19 protein-coding genes are annotated in these 23,188 nt (G+C 61.5%); 6 read left to right on the forward strand and 13 right to left on the reverse strand.

Annotated features, from left to right (window positions below; all coding sequences use genetic code 11):
• Positions 1 to 3 precede the first annotated feature (3 nt).
• The 8 genes from AC53L6_RS20410 to AC53L6_RS20445 all read right to left on the reverse strand — a co-directional run bounded on the left by AC53L6_RS20410 (position 4) and on the right by AC53L6_RS20445 (position 8,482).
• Positions 4 to 264 (reverse strand): hypothetical protein, encoded by a 261-nt coding sequence (locus tag AC53L6_RS20410; protein WP_496909173.1) that lies wholly within the window; start codon positions 262 to 264, stop codon positions 4 to 6.
• A complete protein-coding gene (locus AC53L6_RS20415; RefSeq protein ID WP_496909174.1) occupies positions 264 to 1,346 on the reverse strand; it encodes an ABC transporter permease in 1,083 nt (360 codons plus the stop codon). The genes AC53L6_RS20410 and AC53L6_RS20415 overlap by 1 nt, the downstream gene beginning before the upstream one ends.
• A gap of 54 nt (positions 1,347 to 1,400) precedes the next feature.
• Positions 1,401 to 2,915 carry an ABC transporter ATP-binding protein gene (locus AC53L6_RS20420; protein WP_496909175.1) on the reverse strand — a complete coding sequence of 505 codons (1,515 nt, stop codon included), beginning with the start codon at positions 2,913 to 2,915 and terminating at the stop codon, positions 1,401 to 1,403.
• Entirely contained in the window at positions 2,912 to 3,835 is a 924-nt protein-coding gene (gene xdhC / locus AC53L6_RS20425) for a xanthine dehydrogenase accessory protein XdhC (protein ID WP_496909176.1), read from the reverse strand. The genes AC53L6_RS20420 and xdhC overlap by 4 nt, the downstream gene beginning before the upstream one ends.
• Entirely contained in the window at positions 3,828 to 6,128 is a 2,301-nt protein-coding gene (gene xdhB / locus AC53L6_RS20430; RefSeq protein ID WP_496909177.1) for a xanthine dehydrogenase molybdopterin binding subunit, read from the reverse strand. The genes xdhC and xdhB overlap by 8 nt, the downstream gene beginning before the upstream one ends.
• 22 nt (positions 6,129 to 6,150) lie before the next feature.
• A complete protein-coding gene (gene xdhA / locus AC53L6_RS20435) occupies positions 6,151 to 7,566 on the reverse strand; it encodes a xanthine dehydrogenase small subunit (protein ID WP_496909178.1) in 1,416 nt (471 codons plus the stop codon).
• 131 nt (positions 7,567 to 7,697) lie between these two features.
• Positions 7,698 to 8,156: an SRPBCC domain-containing protein gene (locus AC53L6_RS20440; protein ID WP_496909179.1), complete on the reverse strand. Its 459-nt coding sequence runs from the start codon at positions 8,154 to 8,156 to the stop codon at positions 7,698 to 7,700.
• Positions 8,153 to 8,482, reverse strand: coding sequence for an ArsR/SmtB family transcription factor (locus AC53L6_RS20445; protein WP_496909180.1), 330 nt, complete (start codon positions 8,480 to 8,482; stop codon positions 8,153 to 8,155). The genes AC53L6_RS20440 and AC53L6_RS20445 overlap by 4 nt, the downstream gene beginning before the upstream one ends.
• A 122-nt stretch (positions 8,483 to 8,604) precedes the next feature.
• Here AC53L6_RS20445 and dnaE point away from each other — a divergent pair, with 122 nt between their 5' ends.
• On the forward strand, positions 8,605 to 12,105 hold the full coding sequence (dnaE, locus tag AC53L6_RS20450; RefSeq protein WP_496909181.1) for a DNA polymerase III subunit alpha: 3,501 nt from the start codon (positions 8,605 to 8,607) through the stop codon (positions 12,103 to 12,105).
• A gap of 89 nt (positions 12,106 to 12,194) precedes the next feature.
• Entirely contained in the window at positions 12,195 to 13,220 is a 1,026-nt protein-coding gene (locus tag AC53L6_RS20455) for a hypothetical protein (RefSeq protein WP_496909182.1), read from the forward strand.
• A 281-nt stretch (positions 13,221 to 13,501) separates the two neighbouring features.
• Here AC53L6_RS20455 and AC53L6_RS20460 read toward each other — a convergent pair whose 3' ends face one another.
• Positions 13,502 to 13,696 (reverse strand): SlyX family protein, encoded by a 195-nt coding sequence (locus AC53L6_RS20460; protein WP_299602397.1) that lies wholly within the window; start codon positions 13,694 to 13,696, stop codon positions 13,502 to 13,504.
• Positions 13,697 to 13,782: 86 nt separating this feature from the next.
• Here AC53L6_RS20460 and hisS point away from each other — a divergent pair, with 86 nt between their 5' ends.
• The 3 genes from hisS to hisG are packed head-to-tail and all read left to right on the forward strand — an operon-like array spanning position 13,783 to position 17,014.
• Complete coding sequence (gene hisS, locus AC53L6_RS20465; protein ID WP_496909183.1) at positions 13,783 to 15,258, forward strand: histidine--tRNA ligase; 1,476 nt, start codon at positions 13,783 to 13,785, stop codon at positions 15,256 to 15,258.
• On the forward strand, positions 15,255 to 16,325 hold the full coding sequence (locus AC53L6_RS20470) for an ATP phosphoribosyltransferase regulatory subunit (protein ID WP_299703957.1): 1,071 nt from the start codon (positions 15,255 to 15,257) through the stop codon (positions 16,323 to 16,325). The genes hisS and AC53L6_RS20470 overlap by 4 nt, the downstream gene beginning before the upstream one ends.
• Complete coding sequence (gene hisG, locus AC53L6_RS20475; RefSeq protein ID WP_299602405.1) at positions 16,322 to 17,014, forward strand: ATP phosphoribosyltransferase; 693 nt, start codon at positions 16,322 to 16,324, stop codon at positions 17,012 to 17,014. The genes AC53L6_RS20470 and hisG overlap by 4 nt, the downstream gene beginning before the upstream one ends.
• Before the next feature lie 248 nt (positions 17,015 to 17,262).
• Here the strand turns inward: hisG and AC53L6_RS20480 are convergent, their stop codons facing one another.
• Positions 17,263 to 17,694 carry a DUF1489 family protein gene (locus AC53L6_RS20480; RefSeq protein WP_299602407.1) on the reverse strand — a complete coding sequence of 144 codons (432 nt, stop codon included), beginning with the start codon at positions 17,692 to 17,694 and terminating at the stop codon, positions 17,263 to 17,265.
• A gap of 126 nt (positions 17,695 to 17,820) precedes the next feature.
• Here AC53L6_RS20480 and AC53L6_RS20485 point away from each other — a divergent pair, with 126 nt between their 5' ends.
• Positions 17,821 to 20,109, forward strand: coding sequence for an adenosylcobalamin-dependent ribonucleoside-diphosphate reductase (locus AC53L6_RS20485; protein WP_496909184.1), 2,289 nt, complete (start codon positions 17,821 to 17,823; stop codon positions 20,107 to 20,109).
• A gap of 155 nt (positions 20,110 to 20,264) precedes the next feature.
• On the opposite strand, the gene AC53L6_RS20490 is transcribed toward AC53L6_RS20485, so the two are convergent.
• From AC53L6_RS20490 to AC53L6_RS20500, 3 genes are all read right to left on the reverse strand, one after another.
• Positions 20,265 to 21,572 carry a TRAP transporter large permease gene (locus tag AC53L6_RS20490; RefSeq protein WP_496909185.1) on the reverse strand — a complete coding sequence of 436 codons (1,308 nt, stop codon included), beginning with the start codon at positions 21,570 to 21,572 and terminating at the stop codon, positions 20,265 to 20,267.
• Positions 21,573 to 21,576: 4 nt separating this feature from the next.
• Positions 21,577 to 22,113, reverse strand: coding sequence for a TRAP transporter small permease (locus AC53L6_RS20495; protein ID WP_299205235.1), 537 nt, complete (start codon positions 22,111 to 22,113; stop codon positions 21,577 to 21,579).
• 65 nt (positions 22,114 to 22,178) lie between these two features.
• Positions 22,179 to 23,156, reverse strand: coding sequence for a TRAP transporter substrate-binding protein (locus tag AC53L6_RS20500; protein ID WP_496909186.1), 978 nt, complete (start codon positions 23,154 to 23,156; stop codon positions 22,179 to 22,181).
• Positions 23,157 to 23,188 lie beyond the last annotated feature (32 nt).

Here is a 23,188-nt window from a genome sequence, read left to right on the forward strand (position 1 = left end):
AGTTCAAACCATTAAAAACAGGATTGTAAAACTTGCCACCAGCAATCCCAGCAACAATAAAACCAACACTCGGCACATCCGTCGCGCAGCTGTACCCGATGTCGAAATGCCCGCGACCACAATCAAAGACACCAGCGGCAGCAAAACACTCCAGTTCATCGCGGGCCAAAGTGCAGCAGCCGGAGACATCGTCGCCCAAAGTATCGCAGGCGGCAGAAACACACCTGATGCAACAGCGATTGTGTTTTCAATTGCTTTTCCCATCACGCCACCTCCGCCGTACCAAACCGCACGCGATAGTTCGTCAGCACATCCAGCGCCAACAGGAAGAACAACAGCATCCCCTGAAACACCTGGATCGCCGCCGCAGGCAGACCCAGCTGCGACTGGGCAATGTCGCCGCCAATATATGTCAACGCCATCAGCAGTCCCGCGGCCACAATCCCCAGCGGGTTCAAACGACCCAGAAAGGCCACGATGATCGCCGTAAACCCGTAACCCACATTGAAATCAATGCTGATCTGACCCGATGGCCCCGCCACTTCGAACATCCCCGCAAGCCCCGCCAAAAGGCCGGACATGCCAAGACAGAACAGCACCAACCGTCCCGGATTAACCCCGCCAAACTTGGCCGCCCGAGGCGCCTCACCCGTCACCCGAATGGCAAATCCCAACCGGTGCCGTGTCAGCAAAACATGGGCAAAGATGACGGCAATCAACGCGGCAACCACACCCCAATGCATGCCAGTGCCCGCAATGATCTCGGCGTTGTGCGCAGACGGATACTGTTGCAGGTTCCGCGAACCGGGAAAGCCAAAGCCCTCCGGATTTTTCAGCAATCCCAACGACATCGATGCCAACAACTGCTCGGCCACATAGACCAGCATCAGCGATACCAAAATCTCATTGGTGCCAAACTTCACCTTCAAAACAGCAGGGATCATCGCCCAGGCCCATCCGCCCAAGGCCCCCGCCAACACCATGAAAGGAAAGATCAAAACACTCTCTGTCGGAAAAAAGGCCAACGCGGCACCGGCACCGCAAATGGCCCCGACGATGTATTGCCCCTCGGCCCCGATGTTCCAGATGCCTGCTCGAAACCCCAAGGCCAGCCCAATGGCAATCAGCACCAGCGGCGCACCCTTGATCAGCAGTTGCGGCCGGTAAAAGAACGCAAACTCGCCAAAGATCGGCTCCCAGAAAATCGTCGCAATGGCCTGCAACGGATCTTTGCCCAAAACAGCAAACAAGATCCCACCAAAGATCATGGTCAGCACCACCGCGAGCACCGGCGTGGCATAAGCCATAACAGCAGATGGCTGCGGACGCGCCTCGATCCGGATCATCCCCGCAGTCCTCTAATTCCCTGTTTCAAAAAAATCCCCCCCGGAGGGCTGGTCTCAAACATGTGCAACCTCCATCCCGTGGGCGCCGCCCAGCATCAAGCCAATCTGCTCGACATCCAGCCCCACAGTCGGACGCGGATCACTCAGCCGTCCTTCGTTCAGGGCCGCAAACCGGTCCGAGATTTCCATCAACTCATCCAGATCCTGCGAAATCGCGACCACAGCCGATCCATCAGCGGCCAAATCCAGCAACGCCTGCCGGATCGCAGCTGCAGCGGCGGCATCCACGCCCCAGGTCGGCTGGTTCACCACCAGGACCTCTGGGCGCTGCAATACCTCGCGGCCAATCACAAACTTCTGCAGGTTCCCACCCGACAGCGACCGCGCCGCATTCTCCGGCCCCGGCGTGCGCACGTCAAAACCCGCAATGATCCGTTCGGCGAAATCGCGGGTCTTGGTCCAGTTCAGCATCCCGCGCCGCACCAACCCTTCGCGCGCGGCCCCGGTCAGCATCGCGTTCTCGGTCAGTGACATGTTGGGCGCCGCGGCATGACCCAGCCGTTCTTCAGGGGCGGCCAGCACGCCCAGACCGCGCCGCGCCTCCGGCCCGTTCTTCGCCAGATCGCTGCCCTTGAACTGCACCATGCCGACGCCGCAGGGCAGTTCACCGGACAGAACCGCAAGCAATTCGTCCTGCCCGTTGCCCGCAACCCCACCAATGCCCAGCACCTCGCCCGCGCGCACATCAAAAGAAATGCCCCGCAAGGACATGCCAAAGGCAGACGGCGATGCAACCGAAAGGCCTGTCACCGACAACAGCACCTCACCGGCGTCATGGGCGGCGGCCTTGGGCGTGGCAAGCGTGCTGCCCACCATCATCTCGGCCATCGCGCGGGCCGACGTGTCGCGCGGCACGCAGTCGCCCACCACCTTGCCGCCGCGCAGGATCGTGGCGGCATCGCACAGGGCGCGGATTTCCTCCAGCTTGTGCGAAATATACAGGATCGCCGTGCCCTCTGCGCTCAGCTTGCGCAGGGTTTCAAACAGGATCTCGACCTCCTGCGGTGTCAGGACAGAGGTTGGTTCGTCCATGATCAACAGCTTGGGGTCCTGCAGGAGGCACCGAATGATCTCGACCCGCTGCCGTTCACCTGCCGACAGATCACCAACCACCTTGTCGGGCGACAATGGCAACCCATAAGTCTCGGACACCTCGCGAATACGGGCGGCGAGCGTCCGCATCGGCGGCGGTGTCTCCATGCCAAGCGCGATGTTCTCGGCCACGGTCAGCGCGTCAAACAGCGAAAAGTGCTGGAACACCATTCCCACGCCCGCTGCCCGCGCCGCCCGCGGATCTGCGGGGGCAAAATCACTGCCATTCATCTGCATCCGACCCGCATCGGGTTTGACCAGCCCATAGATCATCTTGACCAGCGTTGACTTGCCCGCCCCGTTTTCCCCCAGCAATGCGTGGATTTCCCCGGGGGCGATGGACAGCGACACGTCATCATTTGCCACCACGCCGGGATAGGCCTTGGTCAAGCCGGTCAGGGACAGAAGTGGGGTCACGCACGCGTCTCCAGTCGTTGCGGTATGGTCTGCGTGGACTGTGCTAGCCGATAGGCAACCCCGACCGCAATCAAATGTGGGTCCTTTCCCAAAGATGGATCACCAATGGGGCAGGTGATGCGCGCAATTTCATCTGTCCCGTGGCCCAATGCGGCAAGCCGTTTGCGAAACCGCGCCCACTTGGTGGCCGACCCGATCAATCCGCAAGAGGCAAAGCCGCGCGTCAGCACCGCGTGGCACAGGCCCAGATCAATATCATGCGCATAGGTCAGGATCAGGTGATGCGCGCCGCGGGGCGCGTGGGCGGCAAGGGCAGGTAGGTTGGTGGCAGGCACGGTCGTGACGCACTCGGGCACGGCATCTGGAAACCGCTCGGCCCCTGTATCCGCCCAGGTCAGGCTGTATCCGGGCATATGCTGCAGGATATCAACCAGCGCACGACCCACATGGCCCGCGCCCCAGATCCAGATATCCTGATCCGGCGCGCGCACCGGTTCGATCATCCATCCGTCCTTCAGTTGCGCAGGGGGCAACTGTCCTTGGTTCCGCGCCGCCTTCAACATGCGTTTGACCGACAGCGGCATTGGATCAGACCCGCGTGCGACCACATCCTCGGGCAGGGCACGCGCACGGTCCAAATCATAGACCTCGCTCAGCACCTCGACCGCCCCACCGCAGCATTGACCGAGATCAGGCCCCAAGGCATGGCGACTGCGCGTATCCTTGGCCAGCATGCGGGCGGCAGCGGCCAGCTCAAACTCAAGAGCCCCACCGCCAATCGTGCCGGATTGTCCGGTCTCCCACACCAGCATCGCCGCGCCCACTTCGCGCGGGGCAGACCCCTGCACGGACGCAATCACCACCCGCACAACCCGGCCATGCGCCTTGCAGGCTTCGATCAACCCAGCCCGATCAAACATCGCCACGCGCGGTGTGCACCGCCTTCAAAACAGTCTCAGGCGTGGCCGGCGCCTGCAAGTCAGGATAATCAGACCCGCAAGCCGCCGCCGCATCGCTCAACGCCAAAAAGGCGGATATGCCCAGCATCAGGGGCGGCTCCCCCACGGCCTTGGACTTGTAGATCGTGTCAGCCCGGTTCTCGCCCTCCCACAGGGCCACGTTGAACACATCGGGCCGGTCCGAACAGGCGGGGATTTTGTAGGTCGACGGCGCATGGGTCCGCAGACGGCCCTGATCGTCCCAGACAAGTTCCTCGGTTGTCAGCCAGCCTGCGCCTTGCACATAGCCCCCCTCAACCTGCCCGATATCCAGCGCAGGGTTCAGCGACGCACCCGCATCATGCAGGATATCAGTACGCAGAATGCGGTTTTCCCCGGTCAGCGTGTCGATTACGACTTCAGTCACCGCCGCCCCATAGGCAAAGTAGAAAAACGGGCGGCCCTGACCCTTGATCCGATCCCATTTGATCTCCGGCGTCTTGTAGTACCCGGTGGAGGACAGGCTGATACGCGCCTCGTAGGTCAGGGCCGCCACCTCGGCAAAGCTGTAGTCGCCCGATCCGGCGCGCACCCGGCCGTCCTCAAAGACCACCTCATCCGGGCGACACTGATGCAGCTGCGCGAGATGCTCGCACATCCGATCCCGAATGGTGTCGCAAGCGGCCTTGACCGCCATCCCGTTCAGATCACTGCCAGAGGAGGCGGCGGTGGCCGACGTATTCGGCACCTTTGCCGTGTCCGTCGCGGTGATCTTGACCATGTCCAAGGGCACGCCAAAACGACTCGCGGCCACTTGGGCCACCTTCTGAAACAGGCCCTGACCCATCTCGGTCCCGCCATGGTTCAGGTGAATGGACCCGTCGGCATAGACATGGACCAAGGCGCCTGCCTGGTTCAGATGGGTGAGGGTAAAGCTGATGCCGAACTTCACAGGCGTCAGCGCAATACCCTTCTTCAACACCGGATTGGCCGCGTTCCAGTCCGCCACAGCCGCCCGGCGGGCCTCATAATCCGACGTCTCCCGCAACTGGGCCACCAGCGCATCGCCAATGAAATCGTCAACCTCCTGACCATAGGGCGTCGTCTGTTTCTTCTGACCGGAAATACCACCGCCGGAGGCGTAAAAGTTCACAACCCGCACCGCCAACGGATCAATATCTAGATGGCCCGCCACATGATCGACAATCCGCTCCATCCCCAACATGCCCTGCGGCCCGCCAAACCCGCGAAAGGCCGTGGCGCTCTGCGTGTTGGTGCGCAAACGATGGCTCTCGATCCGCACGTGGGGCAGGAAATAGGTATTGTCGGCATGCAGCATGGCCCGGTCGGCCACCGGCAGGGACAGGTCCATGGCCCAGCCACAGCGCACGTACTGGCGCACATCCAGGGCCGTGATGCGGCCCGCATCATCAAATCCAACATCGTAATCAATGCGGAAATCATGGCGCTTGCCGGTGATCATCATGTCGTCGTCGCGGTCATAGCGCATCTTGCAGGGGCTGCCGGTCGCGCGGGCAGCCACGGCGCAGGCCACGGCCAAGGCGTTGCCCTGGCTCTCCTTACCGCCAAAGCCGCCTCCCATACGACGGGTCTCGACCCGGACGGCATGCATGGGGCGGCCAATGGCATCGGCCACCTTGTGCTGAATCTCGGTTGGGTGCTGGGTGGACGAGATGACATGCATGTCCCCGTCCTCACCCGGCAGAGCAAGTGCTGCCTGCCCTTCGAGGTAAAAGTGCTCCTGTCCGCCAATCTCGAACGACCCCGTAAGGCGGTGCTGTGCCCCGCCCAACTCGACCGCTGCATCGCCTCTTGCATAGATGCGCGGGCCATCCTCGAACCGGGTGCCAGCCTTCAGCGCGTCGTCGATGGACAGAACAGGCGCTTCTTCGGTGATCTCAACGTTGCCCAGACGCGCCGCGTGACGGGCGGCCAGATGCGAGCGGGCAACCACCAGAAACATTGGCTGGCCGAGGTAGTGTACCGTCCCATCCGACAGCAGCGGCTCATCATGGGCCGAGGGCGAGACGTCGTTGGCAAAAGGCAGGTCTTCGGCCACAAGCACAGCAACCACATCCGGCGCGGACCGCACGGCATCAAGGTCCATCGCGGCAATCCGGCCATACGCGACGTCGCTCACGCCAAAGGCCAGATGCAGCGTACCCACAGGCGTCGGCGTGTCGTCCACATAGCGGGCCGCCCCGGTCACATGCAGATAGGCGGCGTCATGGGGCAGGGGTGTTGCGACTGTCATATGTTCGCCTCCGGCAAAACGCTCATGACGTCACCTCCAGCACATTGGTGGCCTGCCCTTGATCCTCCAGCCACGCGCGCAGCAGCATGTTCTGCGCCGTCTGCATCCGGTAATCGGCAGAGGCGCGCATGTCGCTGAGCGGTTGGAAATCGCGGCTCATGGCCTGCATGGCGCGGGCCACGATTGCATCGGTCCAGGGCTGGCCGCGCAGCGCCGTTTCGGCATGCGCGGCCCGCTTGGGTGTGCCTGCCATGCCGCCAAAAGCAAGGCGCACCTCGGTCACGACGTCATTGACAGCTTCGATCCAGAAACAGCCGCATACAGCCGAAATGTCCTGATCAAACCGTTTAGATAGCTTGTAGCAGCGCAAGGCGTCGTCTTGCCGTGGAATCGTGATCGCCTCGACAAACTCGTTCTCGGCCCGGTCCTGCTTGCCATAGTCGATGAAGAAATCCTCGATCGGCAGCGTCCGCACCCCGTCCACCGACCGCAAGTGCAGAGTTGCACCCAAGGCGATCAGCGCGGGCGAGCCATCTCCGATGGGCGAGCCATTGGCGACATTGCCGCCGATGGTCGCTGCATTGCGCACCTGCACGGACCCATAGCGGCGGATCAACTCGGCAAAACCCGGGTGATGGGGGGCCATGGCGTCGTGCAAATCGGTCAAGGTCGTGGCCGCCCCGATGCGTATGCCATCCTCAGTGACAGTCACGCCCGTCAAGTCCGGAATGCGGTTGAGGAAGGCAACTGGTCCAAGATCCCTGAACTGCTTGGTGACCCACAGACTCACATCCGTGGCGCCCGCAATCAGCGTGCCGCCGGGGTTCTGATCCAACCACGTGGCGAGGGTTTCGAGCGTGGTTGGGGGCATCGCCATTGTCTCTCGGACCAATGGCGTTCCAATTGCGATCCCCGCCTTCGGCTCCCCCGAGGTATTTTTGGCCAGAAGAAGGGGAATGTCCTTTACATGGTCAGGAACGGGCGCTGTTTCAGCCGCCTCTGCTGCGCGGATGATCGGTGCGTAACCCGTACAACGGCACAGGTTGCCAGCAAGGGCGGTGTCGTGATCCGTGTCGCCGTTCAGGTGTGCCGTGGCCATCGTTGTGATGAAGCCGGGTGTGCAGAATCCGCATTGCGACCCGTGGTGGTCGATCATCGCCTGTTGCACAGGGTGCAAGGTGCCATCGGGTGCGCTGATCCCTTCGACCGTGCGCACCGCCTTGCCTTCAAGCTGTGGCATGAACAGGATGCAGGCGTTCAGGGCCCGCGCCCCGTCCACATCCGTGACCATCACCGAACAGGCCCCGCAGTCGCCTTCGTTGCAGCCTTCCTTGGTGCCTGTCAGTCCGGGATGTCCCCGTAGCCAGTCCAGCAGCGTTGTCGTGGGGGTCGTGTCGGCCGTGATCTCGCTTCCGTTCAGAAGAAAGGTCGTACGCATATTGTTTTGTGCCTGCCGCGTTACCAACGCCCTTTTTGGGCCTTTTGGTCGATGCGGCGTAGACCAAAGGGCGGGCTGTCGGACGTCAGGTTAGGCGAGGCAGGCAGGGATTGGCAAGCTGTGCGGCCCTGTCAGGCCACCATCTTGGCGGCAAGTGCCTCCAGATTGGCCAGCCCCGCTTCCCAGCCCGCCTTGAATTCACCATCGGCATCCGGCCCGGCAAAAGACGATACGGCCACCGCCACATCCAGTTTCGAACCCGCACCGTCAGGGGTGATGCGGTAGGTGACCAGCGTGGTCGCAATGGCGCCTTCGCCCATGTTCACCGTCTCGGTAAAGGCCGCGTCATGTGGTCCGTCGATCCGGTACCAGCGCGTGTCGACTGTGAACTCTGGCGCGTCCGCAGGTCCGCTGTGATGCGTCTCAAGCCCACCAACCCTGAAATCCGACGTTTGGAGCGTCATCACCATCCCTTCGCCTGGCGCATTCCATGCCCCTCGCATCTCGGCATCCGTCAGAACGTGCCACAAGCGATCCGGGGTGAGGGGAAATGTGCGCGTCAGTTCAAAATGTCCGGTGTCGGTGGTCATGTCCGGGTCCTTTCCAGGTGGTCGGCGAGGCGGGCAAGCCGATCCATGCGGCCCTCCCACATCGATTTATGCGCCTCGAACCAGTCCGCCCCGGCGCGCAGGGCCTCGGGTTGCATCTCGACCGTGCGGACGCGCCCCTTTTTCGTGCTTGTGACCAATCCGCTGTCTTCCAGCACCTTGAGGTGTCGCAGGAAGGTCGGCAGCGCCATGGCGTGCCCGTCATGCAATGCGCTGACCGCGGCAGGGCCGTGTATCAGCTGTTCCACCACCGCCCGGCGGGTCGGGTCGGCAAGGGCGCTGAAGAAGCTGTCGAGTTGGTTAGTCATACAGCTAAGTATTGTCGCAAGGCGATTCGTGTCAAGATACTTAGCTGTTCAGCTATCTATTGACCTGTGGATAACATCTTGTGGGGCTTTCCCAGCGGCGCGCCACGACATATCGTAGGCCCATGACTGACGCCCGCCGATTCATCCACCTCCGCACCCATTCCGAATACTCCCTGCTTGAAGGGGCCATGCGCCTGAAAAAGCTGCCCGGACTGGTGCGTGACGCAGGTATGCCCGCCATCGCACTGACCGACACGAACAACATGTTCGCGGCGCTCGAATTCTCGGTGGGCATGGCTGGGGCAGGGGTCCAACCGATCATCGGCTGCCAGGTTGATCTGCAATACATGACGCCGCGCCCCGGCGAACGCCCGCGTGACCCTGCACCGCTGGTGCTGCTGGCCCAGACCGAGGCTGGCTATGAACACCTGATGAAGCTGAACTCGTGTCTCTATCTGCGCGACGGCTCAGAGCTGCCTCATGTCACGGCCGATGAATTGGCACGCCACTCGGATGATGTGATTTGTTTGACCGGGGGGCCGGATGGTCCCGTCGGGATGCTGCTCCAAACCGGACAGACGCCCGCCGCACAGGCGCTGATGGACCGGCTCAAAGAGATCTTTGGCGACCGGCTTTATGTCGAGTTGCAGCGCCACCCGGGCGAGGGCGGACAGCCCGAAGCTGAACGCCTGACCGAACGGCCACTCATTGAAATGGCCTATGCCATGGACCTACCGCTGGTCGCCACCAATGACGTCTATTTCCCCAAACCGGACATGTACGAAAGCCACGACGCGCTGATCTGCATTGCCGAAGGCGCCTATGTCGACCAGCAGGAACCACGCCGCCGCCTGACGGCCCAACACTATTTCAAAAGCCAGGCTGAAATGGTGACGCTGTTTGCGGACCTGCCCGAGGCCATTGAAAACACGGTTGAAATTGCACAGCGCTGCGCCTTCATGGCCTATCGCCGTGATCCGATCCTGCCAAAGTTTGCGGATGACGAAGTGGAGGAGTTGCGCCGTCAAGCCAACGAGGGCCTGCAGGACCGGCTCAAGGTCATCCCGCATGCCACCAGCGAGGAAGAATACCAGAAACGCCTCGATTTCGAACTCGACATCATCGAAGGCATGGGCTTCCCCGGCTACTTCCTGATCGTGGCGGACTTCATCAAGTGGGCCAAGGATCAGAACATCCCGGTTGGCCCCGGCCGTGGGTCCGGTGCGGGCAGCCTTGTGGCCTACGCGCTCACGGTCACCGACCTCGACCCCTTGCGCTACGCCCTGCTGTTCGAACGGTTCCTGAACCCCGAACGGGTCTCCATGCCCGACTTCGACATCGACTTTTGCATGGACCGGCGCGAGGAAGTGATCCGCTACGTGCAAGAGAAATACGGCCGCGACAAGGTCGGCCAGATCATCACCTTCGGTGCACTTCTGTCCAAGGCTGCCGTGCGCGACATCGGCCGCGTGCTGCAAATGCCCTATGGCCAGGTGGACCGGCTGTCGAAACTGATCCCGGTCGAAGGGGTCAAACCGGTCAGCATTGAAAAGGCTCTCGCAGATGAACCCCGGCTGCGCGAAGAAGCGCGGAACGAAGAGGTGGTTGCCCGCCTTCTTGAATACGGCCAGCAGGTTGAGGGGCTGCTCAGAAACGCCTCCACCCACGCCGCTGGCGTTGTGATTGGTGACCGCCCGCTCGACGCCCTGGTGCCGCTGTACCAAGATCCGCGCTCGGACATGCCCGCCACCCAGTTCAACATGAAATGGGTGGAACAGGCGGGTCTCGTCAAATTCGACTTTCTGGGCCTGAAGACCCTGACGGTGATCCAGAACGCGGTGGAACAAATCCTTGGCTCGGGCCGCAAGCTGCACGTCGCCGCAGATGGGACCGAACTCTATACGCCTGCGGATGGAATGGAAAATGACATCGGCGGCATCCCCCTCGATGACGAACCGTCCTACAAGCTCTACGCCGCAGGCAAGACGGTGGCCGTGTTCCAGGTGGAAAGCTCGGGCATGATCGACGCGCTCAAGCGGATGAAGCCTGACTGCATCGAAGACATCATCGCCCTCGTCGCGCTCTATCGCCCCGGCCCAATGGAGAACATCCCGAAGTTCTGCGAGGTCAAAAACGGGCTCAGCGAACGCGACACGCTGCACCCCTCCATCGACCACATCCTCGACGAGACCCAGGGCATCATCGTCTACCAGGAACAGGTGATGCAGATCGCGCAGGAAATGGCGGGCTACAGCCTCGGCGGCGCCGACCTGCTGCGCCGCGCGATGGGTAAGAAGATCCAGGAAGCGATGGACGCCGAACGCCCGAAATTCCTGGCGGGCTCGAAAGAAAACGGCGTGGACAAGGACAAGGCGATGGAGGTCTGGAACCTCCTCGACAAGTTCGCCAACTACGGCTTCAACAAATCCCATGCGGCAGCGTATGCCGTGGTCAGCTACCAGACGGCGTGGCTCAAGGCCAACCACCCGGTCGAGTTCATGGCCGGGGTGATGAACTGCGATATCCACCTGACGGACAAGCTGGCGGTCTATTTCGAAGAGGTGCGCAAAGGGCTCGACCTGCCGTGGGTGCCTCCTTGCGTGAACCGCTCCGATGCGACGTTCAAAGTGGTCGATGGCGCACTGGTCTACGCACTGGGTGCTCTGAAAAATGTGGGTGTTGAGGCCATGCGGCTGGTGCAGGAGGCGAGAGAAGACAAACCCTTCGTCAACCTCTTCGACTTCGCCCGCCGCGTGGATCTGAAACGGGTCGGCAAGCGCCCCCTCGAAATGCTGGCGCGGGCCGGGGCCTTTGACCAACTTGACCCCAACCGCCGCCGTGTCTTCGATGCGCTTGATGCACTCAGTGCCTATTCCGCAGCCATCCATGACCAGAAGAACTCGAACCAGGTCTCGCTCTTCGGAGAAGCAGGCGATGACCTGCCCGAACCCCGGCTGATGCCGGTGGACGACTGGCTGCCCTCGGAACGGCTGGGTGAAGAACACAAAGCAGTCGGCTTCTACCTCTCCGGCCACCCGCTGGACGACTACATGGGGCCACTCAAACGCAAGGGCATCCTCACACTGGACGAAGTGACGGCCAAGGCCGAAGGCCAGCCGCTGGTCGCCAAGCTGGCCGGCGTTGTATCGGGCCTGCAAATCCGCAAATCCGCCCGCGGCAACCGCTTTGCCTTCTGCCAGATGTCCGACACAACGGGTGCGTTCGAGGTCACGCTGTTCTCCGAAAGTCTGGAGAAAGCACAGGATCACCTCGAAACAGGGGCAAAGGTCATCGTCACGGTCGAGGCGACCATGGAATCCGATCAGCTCAAACTGCTGGGCCGCTCGGTTGCCGCGATTGACACCGTCGTGGCGGATGTGGGCGGCATGGGGCTGCGCATCTTTGTCGAAGCGCCAAATGCTCTCGTGTCGGTCGCAACCGTGCTCGAAGGCGCGGTGACAGCGGCCAAGGGGGCAGGGCGCGGGCCCATCACCGTGTGCCTCATGGACGACAGCCTGCCGGGTGAGGTCGAGATGGACCTGGGCACGGAATTCCCGGTCACGCCGCAGATCAAGGGAGCGATCAAGTCCCTTTCAGGCGTGCTCGACGTGCAGGAGATGTAAGCGGCGCTCCGCCCGCCTGACTGGACCTGACGCCCTCTTGCCGCTAATGACATCGCCGGGACGTTCAAAATCTGTGGGAGGAGCCGCGCGTGATGCGATCTGCGATGGCATGTGTGATGCTGCTTGCGCTTGCCGCCTGTGGCGATCCCTTGCGCGGAATCGAACGCGTGTCCGAAGGGGCGACGCTGCCCGCAGAACCCGGCAACAACGCACTCCCATCCGAGGAAGAACTGGCGCGCGAGGGCAGCATTCTGGGCGATTTTCTGGACGGTACGGAAACGGATGTGGCCGAAGGTGCAGCACAATCTGCACGTCCACTGCCAACCGCCGACGTTTCCGAAACCGGACCAGTCGCCGCTGCACAGGCACAGACTGCGCCGCAGGAACAGGCCACGCAAACGCCCCGGACGTCCGGCGGTCTTTTGGGTTGGCTTCGCGGTGCGGCGCAGAACGACACGAAAGCCCAGGCAGACGTCGTGCCAGTGGCTGCTGCTCCACAAGACCCGGAAACGATCCTTGCCAAGGCCGAAGACGCCCCGGCTGCGCAGAGCCCGGACCTGGTAGAGCCGCAAAAGCGCCGTGGCCTCTTTGGTCGGCCACGCGCCTCTGCACCCGGCAGCGCGGACATCATCGATGTCGCCCCTGGCATGACCGTCCCTTTCGGCCAGATTGCCCGTGCCTGCGCCGCCAATCCCAAAAAAACTGCGACGCTGGTGGACAAGGCGGCGGGCAAGGGGCGTGGCTACGCCCTCTATGACACAGTCCCTGACAGCACCGATCCCCGGACGTTCTACGTGACCGGCTTTTCAGACAACTGCCCCCGCCAGTTCACGGCAGCGTTGGCCCTGTTCGGCGAGCCCGCGTTTCACGAACAGTTGCGCTACGGTCTGCCGGCCGACGAATACCCCTATTCCACGACGGACAAAGCGTACGAGACGCTGAAACGTCGCATCTGCAATGTGGGCCGCACCAAACCATGCGGCACGCGCATCGACCGGCTGTCGCGCAACACAACCTTCATCAGCGCCTACGAAAACTTCACCGACAACGCGCGCTGGGCGGACATGCTGCTGCATGACGGTGCTGTTCTGGCAACGGCGCTCAAGACACCCTGAACACGGCGCTGCTGGCCACTCGACCCTTCGGGGAGGATTTTTTGAAACAGGGAAGTGCTGGACGGTCCTGCACTATAACGACGGAGGCAAGAGGTCATCTGGTCGGAGTCCAGCCCTTGATCACAATGGACCAAGGGCCTTCCCCGTTTACACCGGTTCGCATCCCTGCTCCCGGTGCTCCGTGAGCAAAGTGCATTAACCTTAATATCGGGTGAACGGGTCCGGCTTCCCCATTTCAAAAAATCCTCCCCCAAGGGTCGCTTTCGGCCGGGCCGACCGGGTCAATAATGCGGCGGCCGTTCGTCGCCAAGGATCACACCGCCACCGCCATCCGCTTCGCGCTGCGCTTCCCGCTCCATTAGCATCTGCACGCGACGGGTCAGCAGGGCAATCTCCGTCTCCTGCCGCGCCGTGACTTCCGACAACTCATCCACCGTGCGCTGCAAATGCGCGATCTGTTCTTCCAGCTTTTCCATCTCTCCCTCCTGCCATCTCAGGCTCCGCTTGCCCAGCCCCCATGCCTGCGGTATCCCCGCGCCCGAACGCCAGATGGAGCACCACCATGGCCAAGCCCAAGAAAACTCCCCGCCCCAAGGCCCAGACGCCCAAGGGGTTTCGCGATTATTTCGGCACCGATGTCTCTGACCGGGCCGAGATGCTGCAGGCGATTGCCGGGGTGTATCATCGGTATGGCTTTGACGCGCTCGAATCCAGTGCCGTGGAAACGGTCGAGGCGTTGGGCAAGTTCCTGCCCGACGTGGACCGCCCGAATGAAGGCGTGTTTGCCTGGCAGGAAGAAGACGGCGACTGGCTGGCCCTGCGCTACGACATGACGGCCCCGCTGGCTCGCGTCTATGCCCAGCACCGCAACGACCTGCCGAACCCCTATCGCCGCTACACGATGGGCCCGGTCTGGCGCAATGAAAAGCCGGGGCCTGGGCGGTTTCGCCAGTTTTATCAATGCGATGCGGATACGGTGGGTACGGCTTCCATGGCCGCGGATGCCGAGATTTGCGCGATGCTCTCCGACACGCTCGAAGCCGTGGGCATCAAACGCGGCGACTACGTGATCCGCATCAACAACCGCAAGGTTCTGAACGGGGTGATGGAAGTCGCAGGCCTCGCGGGTGATGACAAGGAAGCCGAATGTGGCATCGTCCTGCGCGCCATTGATAAGCTTGACAGGCTTGGCCCCGACGGCGTGCGCGCGCTGCTGGGCGAAGGTCGCAAGGACGACAGCGGGGACTTCACCAAAGGTGCCGGGCTGGGTGACAGCGAAGCCGACATCGTCATGGGCTTTATGGACGCCAAGCGTGACACCGGTACGGAAACCGTTGCCCGTCTGCGTGAACTGGTCCAAGGCTCTGACATCGGTGCCCAAGGCGTCGCTGAACTCGAAGATATCGCCGCCCTCCTGGACGCTGCAGGCTATGGCCCTGATCGCATCATCATCGACCCCTCCATCGTTCGAGGCTTGGGTTACTACACCGGCCCCGTCTACGAGGCGGAACTCACCTTTGACGTCCAGAACGAAAAGGGCCAGACGGTCCAGTTCGGCTCCGTCGCAGGCGGGGGCCGCTACGACGATCTGGTCAAACGCTTCACTGGGCAGGAAGTCCCAGCCACCGGCGTCTCCATCGGTGTCGACCGGCTGCTCGCCGCCCTGCGCGCCACCAACCGCATCGGCACCACGGAACAAGGGCCCGTCGTCGTCACCGTGATGGACCGCGCCCGCATGGCCGACTACCAGCAAATGGTTGCCGAGTTGCGCAACGCAGGCATCCGGGCCGAGGTCTATCTGGGCAACCCGAAAAACTTCGGCAACCAGCTCAAATACGCGGACAAGCGCAACTCCCCCATCGCCATCATCGAAGGCGGGGACGAGAAAGAGCGCGGCGTGGTCCAGATCAAGGACCTCTATCTGGGCGCCAAGATTGCCGAGACGGCCACGCACGAAGAATGGGCCGGAAACCCCAGCCAGTTCGAAGTGCCGCGCGACCAGATGCTCGCCAAGGTGCAGGAGATCCTGAACCAATGACGCAAGCACGCCAGCGGGCCCATGCCCTGCGCGACAGCTTTGTCGCGGCGGGGGCACAGGCCGTGGAACCGCCCATCTTGCAATCCGCCGACCTGCTGCTCGACCTCTATGGCGAGGATATCCGCGCGCGCGCCTATGTGACCTCTGACGCCTTGCGTGGGGAACAGATGCTGCGCCCGGATTTCACTGTGCCGGTGGTCCAGATGCACATGTCAAACGGCGCCGAACCCGCACGCTACACCTATGCGGGCGAGGTGTTTCGCAGGCAGGAGGAAGACCCGGACCGGGCCAATGAATTCCTGCAAGTGGGCTACGAGGTCTTTGACCGCACCGATCCGGCAGCCGCAGATGCCGAGGTGTTCGCCCTGATCGCCGACGCCATCAGCACCTTGTCCTTGCGGGCGGCCACGGGCGACATCGGCGTGCTCATGGCGGCCGTGGATGGGCTGGACACATCCGAGCGGCGCAAGGCGGCCTTGCGCCGTCACATCTGGCGTCCGCGCCGGTTCCGCGCGCTGCTCGACCGGTTTTCGGGACGCAGTGATGTGCCAGAAACGCGCGCGGCCCTGCTGGCCGGAGAGGCGCAGACAGACGCACCGCTGACTGGTCTGCGCAGCCAGGCCGAAATCGATGCGCGCATCGCGGCCCTGCACGCGGATGCGGCAGAGCCACCCCTGTCCGGCGCGCAGATGGACAGCCTCGACGCGCTCCTGAACGTGCGCGAAACGCTGCCCTTCGCTCTGGCGCAGATGCACACGCTGTGCGTCGACTTGCCTGCCATCCGCCCCGCCGTCAAACGCGTCGACGCACGGGCCGAGGCGCTCAGCGCGCGGGGTGTGGACGTGGACAACTTGGAATTCGAGGCCAGCTTCGGGCGCACCTCCATGGAATATTACGACGGCTTCGTGTTCGGCTTCTACGCCGAACAGCGCCCTGATCTGCCGCCCATCGCCTCGGGCGGGCGCTATGACGCGCTGACCCGCCGCCTTGGCTCAGGTCAGGAAATCCCGGCAGTGGGGGCCGTCATCCGTCCGGGTCTGCTGGTCGAATTGGAGGCAACGCCATGATCAAGCTTGGTGTCCCTTCCAAGGGGCGGCTGATGGAAAAAACGTTCCAGTGGTTTGAAAAGCGTGGCATCACGCTCAGCCGAACGGGATCGGATCGCGAATATGCAGGGGCCGTTGACGGGATCGACGGTGTGTCGCTTGTGCTGCTGTCAGCCGGTGAAACGCCGCGTGAGCTTGCAGCAGGGCGCATCCACCTTGGCGTGACGGGCACCGACCTGATCCACGAAAAGCTGCCGCTGTGGGAACAGCAGGTCGAACCGATGGCCGAAATGGGTTTTGGCCACGCCGACCTTGTGTTGGCCGTGCCGCAGGGCTGGATCGACGTTGATCTGACCGACGACCTTGATGCGGCTGCCGCGGCCTTCCGAGGGACGCATGGCTTCCGCCTGCGCATCGCGACGAAGTATCACCGGCTGGTGCGGGATTTCCTGCGCGAGGCGGGCGTGGCCGACTACGCCCTCGTGGACAGCCAGGGCGCGACCGAAGGCACAGTGGCGAATGAAACGGCAGAGGCGATTGCCGACATCACCTCATCCGGCGAAACGCTGCGCGCCAACCACCTCAAGATCCTCAGCGACGGTCTGATCCTCGCCAGCCAGGCCACCCTTTGGCGATCGCGCGTGGCCGAGGTCACGGATGCAGACCGCGCGGTGCTGGCGACGCTGCTGGACAGGTTGGGGGCCGACTAGACACCAATTCTTTCCAAACAGTGAATGCGCCCGCGCAAACGTTAACAGGTGGAGAGTGTTAACGGTGTCTGAACGGGTGCGCTGACGGCAAAATGCGCAATTTGCGCGCCAAAATGTGCAGTTTGCCCGAAATGCGTCAAAAACCGTGGTTTTGGGGCGGGGCAAAGATCGCGGTTTATGCGGCAAAACGCGCAGTTTCGGAAAATCCGGCCCAAAAACCGCACCGCACGGTCGGTTAACCTCTGGGCCTAAAGCACCCCGATCTCGGCTAGCGCGCGGTTCAGTTCGACCGGCAGCGGCTCCTCCCGCTCGCGGCCTTTCGGCAGGTCCGGCGGGGCATCTTCGGGCTTCAGATAACGCCACCCCTGGAAGGGGCGTTTCAACGCTGATTGCACCCGCACCAGCTCCGGATCCGACACGATGGCGCAGCGGCGGATGCCGTCGCTGCCAATCACTTCGTCCAGCCTGATGATGCGCTGACGACAGGTCAAAACGCCTTTGACCACCCAAAAGATCGACCCACCGTTCAGGATTTCAGCCTGCCGCTTGGGCCACATGCGGGTCACGTGCCGCGGGTAGCCATCGGCGGTCTGCGCGCGCTTGGTCTGTTGCCACGCCGCCAGACTTTCATAGCATTCGCTGCCCACAGAAAGTTTGATCAGGTTGATGTACTTATCCACAGAGTCGTCCCCAAGCCACACTCTATATTGTAGCGTGTATCCACGCTTCTGCAATCTGTTGGGGTGTGCTACGTTGGTGATCTTCTGCCGACCGATAGATTCGACTGCCACCATGGGGATGCTCTGATGACACGTTTCGCTGCGCCGATCGCTGAACAGATCTGGGACATGAAGTATCGCTTCAAGGACGCCGATGGCACGCCCATCGACACCACGGTCGAAGACAGTTGGCGGCGCATCGCTCGTGATCTCGCCAAGGTCGAAAAAGACCCCGAAGCATGGGAGCAGACGTTCTATAACGCCCTGGAAGATTTCAAGTTTTTGCCCGCCGGTCGTATCACCGCCGGAGCAGGGACGGCGCGTTCGGTCACCCTGTTCAACTGTTTTGTCATGGGCACCATACCCGACAGCATGGCTGGCATCTTTGACATGCTGAAAGAGGCGGCCCTGACCATGCAGCAGGGTGGCGGCATTGGCTACGATTTCTCGACCATCCGGCCCAAGGGGGCAGGAGTCAAAGGCGTGGCGGCAGATGCCTCCGGACCCCTTAGTTTTATGGACGTTTGGGACGCGATGTGCCGCACCATCATGTCCGCAGGCAGCCGCCGCGGCGCCATGATGGCGACCATGCGCTGCGACCACCCTGACATCGAGGATTTCATCACAGCCAAGTCCGACGCCGCCCGCCTGCGCATGTTCAACGTGTCCGTTCTGGTGACGGACGCGTTTATGGAAGCGGTCAAGACAGACGGATCCTGGGACCTGATTTTTGATGGCACCGTCTACAAGACCTTGGAAGCGCGCGACCTCTGGAACGGCATCATGAAGTCGACCTATGATTATGCCGAACCCGGCGTGATCTTCATCGACCGCATAAACGCCGCCAACAACCTGAACTATTGCGAGACCATCGCGGCGACGAACCCTTGTGGGGAACAACCTCTGCCACCCTACGGCGCTTGTCTTCTGGGGTCGATCAACCTTGCCCGTTTGGTTAGCCAACCCTTTGAAGAGGTTGCTGAATTGGATGAGGCAGCGCTGTCCGACCTTGTCGGCACTGCGGTGCGGATGATGGACAATGTGGTCGATGCCTCCCGCTTTCCACTCGAAGCCCAGGCGCGCGAGGCGCAAGCCAAACGCCGCATCGGGCTTGGCGTTACCGGGCTTGCCGACGCACTGTTGATGCTGGGCCTGCGCTATGGATCCGACGAGGCGGCGCGTCAGACCGAGCAATGGTTGAAAGCCATCGCCCGCGCCGCGTATCTGGCGTCGGTGCACTTGGCGAAGGAAAAGGGCGCCTTCCCGCTGTTCGATGCCGAAGGCTACCTTGCAAGCGGCACCATGCAAATGATGGACGCTGACGTTCGTGACGCCATTGCCGAACATGGCATCCGCAACGCACTTCTGACTTCAATTGCGCCTACGGGCACCATCTCGCTGTATGCCGGGAACGTGTCGTCGGGGATCGAACCGGTCTTTGCTTACGCCTACACGCGCAAGGTCCTGCAAAAGGACGGTTCGCGGACCGAAGAAGAAGTCGTTGATTACGCTGTACAAATGTGGCGCGATAAATTTGGCGATGCCGAGCTGCCCGACTACTTCGTCAACGCACAGACTTTAGCGCCCGCCGATCACGTCAAGATGCAGGCGGCAGCGCAGAAGTGGGTCGACTCGTCAATTTCCAAGACAATCAACTGCCCCGAGGACATCAGCTTTGACGATTTCAAAGATGTCTACATGCAGGCGTGGGATACAGGGTGCAAAGGGTGCACGACATATCGCCCCAACGCCGTGACTGGCTCGGTGCTGACGGTGGCCGAGGAGAAACCGGCCGAGGCATCGGTGCTTGCCAACAACGATGCCGAACCACTGCAGCCTCATGGTGATGTGATCTACATGGCCGAGCCTTTGGACCGACCCAACGCGCTTGAGGGCAACACGTACAAGGTCAAGTGGCCCAACAGCGAACATGCGCTCTACATCACCATCAACGATCTGGTGATTGGCGGGCATCGTCGCCCGTTCGAGGTATTCATCAACTCCAAGAACATGGAGCATTTCGCGTGGACCGTTGCCCTGACCCGCATGATCTCGGCGGTGTTCCGGCGGGGCGGGGATGTGTCGTTTGTGGTTGAAGAACTGAAGGCAGTCTTTGACCCACGTGGCGGCGCGTGGATGCAAGGGAAGTACATCCCATCGATTCTGGCCGCCATTGGTGGCGTGATCGAACAGCACATGATCCAGATCGGTTTCATTGAGGGCGAGGGCATGGGCCTCAAATCGGATCCACGGGCTGAGGTGGTTGGCCTTGATGCACCGCGTGGCAAAGCGTGCTCAAGTTGCGGCAGCTATGAGATGCGCATGATCGAAGGCTGTATGACGTGTGCGTCCTGCGGCTTTTCGAAATGCGGATAGCCTGGTTTGTTCCGGTTGGGCATGTTCCCACGGTTTTGCCATTTTGACCCTGGCGACCGCCAGTCTGGTCGCACAAATCAGCCCTTGACCATTGTCGCTTGGACCCGAGAGTTGGACACTCAACGAATGACGCATTGGTACAAGGCCGATGCCTCTTAGGGTGCCTGTCTCATCGTCTCGGGCAGCCACATCGCGATTTCTGGGAACCAGATCAGGACAAAGCACATCAGGACCATGATCATGAACATCGGGAATGCGGCGCGCGTGATGTAGCCCATTTCGTGTTCAGTCATCCCTTGCAAGACAAAGAGATTAAAACCGATGGGGGGTGTGATCTGCGCCATCTCGACCACCACGACGACAAAGATACCGAACCAGATCAGGTCAATGCCAGCCTCGCGCACCATGGGTTCGACCACGGCCATGGTCAGCACCACCGACGAGATGCCGTCGAGGAACATGCCCAGCACGATGTAAAATACCATCAGGATCATCAGCAGCTCAAAACGTGACAGCTCCATCGTGGCGATCCCGTCGGCGAGTGCGCGGGGCAATCCGGTGAACCCCATGGCGAGTTTCAGGAAGGCCGCCCCGGCAAGGATCAGGGCAATCATTGCAGACGTTCGGGTGGCACCCATCAGGCTTTCGGTGAATGTGTTCCAGTTCAGTGACCCTTGGCTCGCTGCCAGAACTAGCGCTCCGATCACGCCGATGGCTGCTGCTTCGGTTGCGGTGGCGTAACCTGCATACATTGACCCGATGACAACAAAGATCAGGCACAGAACAGGGATCAGGAAGCGGGAATTGCGCAGCTTGTCCCTGAACGACATACCGGTTTCCTGTTTCGGGTTCCAAGCGCCGGATGTGTAGGAGTAGATTGCCACATAGCCCATGAACATCAGGGCTAGGCACAGGCCCGGAAACACGCCTGCAAAGAACAGCTGTGTGATCGATTCATTCACGGTAACGCCATAGACGATCAAGGCTAGCGAGGGGGGTATCATCAGCCCGAGTGTGGCCGCGCCTGCAAGCGTGCCGATCACGATACGCTCCGGGTAGTCGCGCGCGCGCAGTTCGGGGATCGACATTTTGCCAACTGTGGTCAGCGTTGCCGCAGACGATCCGGAGACAGCGGCAAAGACCGTACAGCCCACGATATTGGTGTGCACCAGCCCACCCGGCAACCGCGCCAGCCACGGCGACAGGCCGCGAAACATGTCTTCGGATAGACGTGTTCGGAACAGGATTTCGCCCATCCAGATAAAGAGTGGTAGTGCTGTCAGCGTCCAACTCGACGACGAAGCCCAGATCGTAGTGATCATCGTGTCTCCGACAGGGCGGGTGGTGAACAGTTCCATCCCCACCCATGCGACGCCCATCAGGGCAAGCCCGACCCAGACGCCGCTGCCCAACAACAGGAACAGGACAAACAGAAACAGCGTGATGGCATAGATTTCTTGCATGATCCTACTCCGCGAAGCTTTGATCGACGAGGTTGCGCTTGATCCGGTGATCGCCTCGGAACAGCACGTGGATCAGGTGATCTGTCAGGGAAAGCGCCAGAATGGCACCGCCGATCACCATGACGGATTGTGGGATCCACATTGGCGTCGCATCCTGTGCCTGACTGACTTCCTTGAACTTCCAAGACCAGTAGGTGAACCAATAGGCATAGTAGGTGAAATACCACATGACCGCCGCGGCAATCCCGAAGCACCAGATTTCAAGGAAGCGTCTAAAACGGGTGGGAACCGCATTCAGCACCAACGACACCCGAATATGGGCCCCGCGGTTAAGCGCGTTGGCAAAGGCAAAGAAGCTGGCGGCGGCCATGGCGTAGCCAGCATAATTCGCGGCACCAGGGAATATCTCTCCGGTCCAGCGGGCCACCATCTGCGCTACGATCAACAGCAATATCGCGATCAGGCAGAGGGCGGCGAGCACGCCCGCGGCAAGATAAATGAAATCAAGGACGCGGCGCAGACCGCGCAGAAGTCCGGTCATGTGTCTGTCCCCCGCGAAAAAGAAAAGCGGGTCGATCTTTCACAAACCGACCCGCCTGTTGTCGCTTAGTTGGCGTTGTAGGTGTCGACGATGGACTTGCCTGTCTCGCCAGCGGCTTCGAGCCATTCAGCCGTCATTGTAGCGCCGATGTCCTTGAGCTCTGACATAAGCGCATCGCCAGCTGGGCCAACACTCATACCGCCCTCGGCCAAGCCCGCCAAGGTGAAGCCCGTGTATTCCTTGGCGCGCCACGTGCCTGCATATTCAGCCATGCCTGCACAGGCGTTGATGACGTTCTTGTTCGCCTCATCCACGCCGGACCAGACGTCGGAGTTGATCAGCATGTAGTTGCGTGGCAACCAGGCATCCACAGCATAGAAGTGGCTTAGGCTTTCCCAGACTTTCCGGTCGTAGCCAGTCGCGCCCGAGGACACCATGGATTCCGCCACGCCGGTCGCAAAGGCCTGACTAATCTCGGCGGCTTCGATCTGCACTGGCAACATGCCCGTCAGTTCAGCAAGACGTGCGGTGGCGTTGTTGTAGGAGCGGAACTTGATCCCCTCCATGTCTGCAACGGCGTTCACCTCCTTGTTGAAGTAGAGGCCCTGTGGCGGCCACGGCACCGAATAGAGTAGTGTCAGGTTCTGCTCCGCCAGCAATTCTTCGAGATGTGGTTTGGCCGCGCCGTAGAGCTTGTCGTGCTCATCGAAAGACGAGACGAGAAATGGAACGGAGTCCCAGCCGAAGATCGCACTTTCGTTCTGGTGGCCGGACAGCAGGCGCTCACCAATCGGCACCTGTCCCGTCTGGACGGCGCGCTTTATGTCTGCACCCGCAAACAGTGAGCCTGAGGGGTGTGTTGTAATCTCGATCGCGCCGCCTGTGCCGGTCGTCACACATTCCGCAAACTCAGCGCCTGTGACCGAGTGAAAGTTGGACCCTGAGTACGCCATCGGCAGGTCCCATTTTTCTTGTGCAGCAGCGGGCAGCGCAAGCATCGTCGTCGCAGCCAGCGTGGCGCATGTTTTGGTGAATTTTGTCATTGTAGTCTCCCTGGTGGTCATTTCTTTTTGGC

The sequence above is a fragment of the Tateyamaria sp. LSS28 genome (assembly GCF_059611725.1).